The organism is Streptomyces sp. NPDC096324, from assembly GCF_044763015.1.
GTDB lineage: Bacteria > Actinomycetota > Actinomycetes > Streptomycetales > Streptomycetaceae > Streptomyces.
Window position 1 is genome coordinate 778,590 of record NZ_JBIWFK010000001.1, and the last position, 3,342, is coordinate 781,931.

At 69.2% G+C, this 3,342-nt stretch carries 2 protein-coding genes; both read left to right on the top strand.

The window, feature by feature from the left end; translation table 11 throughout:
• The first annotated feature begins 413 nt into the window (after positions 1-413).
• Positions 414-719, top strand: coding sequence for a DUF5132 domain-containing protein (locus ACIQ7M_RS03250; RefSeq protein ID WP_403639086.1), 306 nt, complete (start codon positions 414-416; stop codon positions 717-719).
• 208 nt (positions 720-927) lie between these two features.
• Complete coding sequence (locus ACIQ7M_RS03255; RefSeq protein ID WP_403639088.1) at positions 928-3,225, top strand: ATP-binding cassette domain-containing protein; 2,298 nt, start codon at positions 928-930, stop codon at positions 3,223-3,225.
• Positions 3,226-3,342: the final 117 nt, after the last annotated feature.

The following is a 3,342-nucleotide window of genomic DNA, read 5'->3' on the forward strand; positions in this document are numbered from 1 at the left end:
TTCCGCGAAGCGGTGCTGGGAGGAGTCGCGCTGTCATTTCCCGCCCGGCGCCGGAGGGTGGCGCGCGAACTCGGAAGTCACCATGAAGCAGATCAGCGGTAATAGGTAAATGAGAAAAGCACTTCGCTCGGTGAGTTCCCCTACAGCAATTCGTGACGGCCAGAACAGGGATGGCACTCGCATGAGTGAAACCCGCCGAGACCGTTTGGCCTCGACAGTCATGACTGGGCTACGGTGATCGACAAGCGGACGGTTCACCTCATCGACAAGGAATTCAACCCGGCAGGGAGTCTGGCACGGGATATCGAGAATTCCGAAAAATGGGTGCTTCCGCCTTCCCCGCTGTGCGTGCTCCGGAGTGCGCAGTGCCCTGGGTCCCCTGTCATACATCTGCGTAGAGAAGTTGGAGCATCATGCCGCCCGTCGTTCCGCCGTTCCTGATCGGTCTCATCGTCGCGCCACTGGCCAAGCGTGTCCTCAAGCCACTGATGCGCGGTGTCGTCACGACGTCCGTCGGCCTAGTCATGGAGGTGAGGAAAGCGGCCCAAGAGGCCGGGGAGAACATCCACGACCTCGCGGTCGAGGTGGCTGCCGAGATGGTGGCGGCGCAGATCGCCTCCGACGACCAAGGGCCTACCGAGGGTGCGGCCTCGAACGCCGAGAAGGACGAGGCCAGGACTCCGAAGATCCGCGCGACCGTCGGTGCCGCGAAGGCGTAGTGACGCCCTGATGCCCGCCCGCCGCCAGGGCGTGTCTTCCCGACGACCTCGGAAGACGGGTCCTCGCGGCGGTCGGCCGTGGGCCTTTCGGCCGCTCCTCTTCCTCCCTCTCGGACTTTCCGCTCCGTCGCAGTGATCCGCCGTGCGCCGAATTCGCCGCGCCCGTTGACGGAATACCCGTGACCTTCGCAAACAGGTGATCGTACGCATGTCATCGCTACTGGGTGCCGCAGCCGGATTCCGGTCCGCGGAATGGGACGTGAACCCGCGCTCGGTCATTCCGGGCCGTCAGCGTTGGGACGTCAAGCTGGTGCTCGGACGGCCACGGACGGCCGAGTTCCTCGCCGCCGCGCTGCGCCGCATTCCCGGGGTCACCGAGGCCCGGGCCAACCCGGTCACCGGCGGGGTGCTCGTCCGGCACGATGCACGGCTGCGCGCCGCGGACGTCGGCCGGATCGTCCGCAGAGCCGTCACCCTGGTCGCGGAGGATCCGACCGGAGCGGGACGCCCGGCACCGGCCCGACCCGTCGCCGCACCGGCCCCGCAGGCGGATCGCGGCCTGGTCGTGCGACCGGTGCTTGCCGTCGGCGGCGGGGTCGCGGCCGGGATCGCTCTGATCAAGGGGTCGGCGCTGAGCAGGCAGTTGGTGGCAGTGGGCGGGGTGGCCGCGTTGACCGCGGCCGTCCTCCGGAAAGCCTGGTGCGGAACGGTCGACGCGTCCCAGAAAGCGGCCGAGCCAGGCGTCGAACGTCATCCCCTGCTGGAGATCGTCGGACCGCACCGACGCCGTCTCTACGGGGCCGTAGCCCTGTCCGTCGCCTGCCAGGTCTCGGAGATGGCGCTCGGTACCTTCCTCGGCTGGACCGGACTGGTCCTCATCAAGGGTGAGGCAGCGCCACTGGCCCACCTCGGCCTGACCACCGCGTCCGCCCAACTCTTCGGTCTGGCGGGGCTGACGGCCGCCGCCTGTGCCGCCGTGGCGATCCTGTCGTACGCCTCGAACCTCCAGTGGCGCCAACTCGGCCAGGACATCGAGCACGACTGGCGCAACCGGACGTACGCCCACGTCCAGCACCTCGAACTACGGCACCTGGAAGGCGAGCGGACCACCCGGATCGCCGGCGCGCTCACCGACGACGTCCGCCAGCTGGGCACCTTCTTCGCCACCTCGGCGGGCGACCTGCTGCACCTTGGCACCAGCCTGGCCCTCCTGGTGCCGCTGTTCCTGTTGCTGGCACCCCAGATCGCCTGGATCGCGTTCCTGCCCATCCCGGTCATCGCCTGGCTGTCGTTCCACTACCAGGACAAAGTCGCGGCCGACTACGCCGTCTCCGGCGAGCACCGGGCCAGGCTGCACAGCCAGTTGGCGAACACGCTGGAGGCCGGTGCCACCGTCAAGAGCTTCTGCACCGAGGATTACGAGGCCGAGCGCATCGACCGGCTGAGCGGGGAGGTCCAGGACAGCAGTCGGCGGACCGACCGGAGCACGATCCGCCACGCCGAGATCGTCCGGGTCTGCACGACCAGCTCGATGGCCGGAACCCTGCTGATCGGCGGCCGGGCGGTGCTCGACGGCAGCCTGCCGTTCGAGGTGTTCAGCCCGCTCATCGGGCTGCCACAGATGGTGTTGCTGCGGATGAACCGGCTCGGCGGCATCGTCGACCAGTACCAGCGCACGCTCGTCGCCTACGACCGGGTCCGGCGGCTGCAAGTCCTCCCCATCGAGGCCGACGGCGACGGAGGAGCGCTCGACGTTGAAAAGGTGCGCGGCGAGATCGTCCTCGACGACGTGACCTTCGCCTATCCCGACCGGCCGCCGGTGCTGGAGGGGCTCTCGCTGGCCATTCCCGCCGGGCAGGTCACCGCCCTCGTCGGTTGCACCGGCTCCGGCAAGACGACCGTCGCCAAGCTGCTGATGCGCTTCGTGGAAACGGAGTCGGGCAGCGTGCTGCTCGACGGGCGGGACGTCCGCGACCTGCCGAGGCAGGATCTGCGCCATGCGATCGGGTTCGTCGCGCAGGACCCCTTCCTCTTCGACGGCACCATCGCCGACAACATCCGCTACGGCAGCTTCGGCGCCTCGGACGAGGCCGTGGTCGAGGCGGCCGGGATGGCCGAGGTCCACACCTTCGTCGCGACGCTGCCGGACGGCTACGACACGGTGATCGGCGAACGCGGCGCAGCCCTCTCGGGCGGCCAGCGGCAGCGGATCGCGCTGGCGCGCGCGATCCTCAAGGACGCGCCGGTGGTGATCCTCGACGAAGCCACCTCCGCCGTGGACAACGAGACCGAGGCCGCCATCCAGCGCACGCTCCGTGTCTTCGCCGCCGACCGGACGATGGTGATCATCGCCCACCGGCTCTCCACGGTCCGCCACGCCGACCGGATCTACGTCATGGACACGGGCGGCGTCGTGGCCGAGCAGGGCACCCACGACGAACTCCTCGCCCTGCACGGACTCTACGCGTCCCTCTGGCAGCTCCAGGCCGGAGAACTCGTCGCCTGACCCCACCAGCCGTACCACCGGCCGCCTGCCATGTGACGTCACCGCGGCCGGTGCTCCCTGGCGTGCCCTCCCCCCACTCTCCCCCCACGTCTGTCCCCCTCCCGGAGGTATCCCCCC

Coding starts and splice junctions, on each gene's coding strand:
- ACIQ7M_RS03250 (WP_403639086.1), top strand. CDS start 414: ATGCCGCCCGTCGTTCCGCCGTTCCTGATCGGTCTCATCGTCGCGCCA.
- ACIQ7M_RS03255 (WP_403639088.1), top strand. CDS start 928: ATGTCATCGCTACTGGGTGCCGCAGCCGGATTCCGGTCCGCGGAATGG.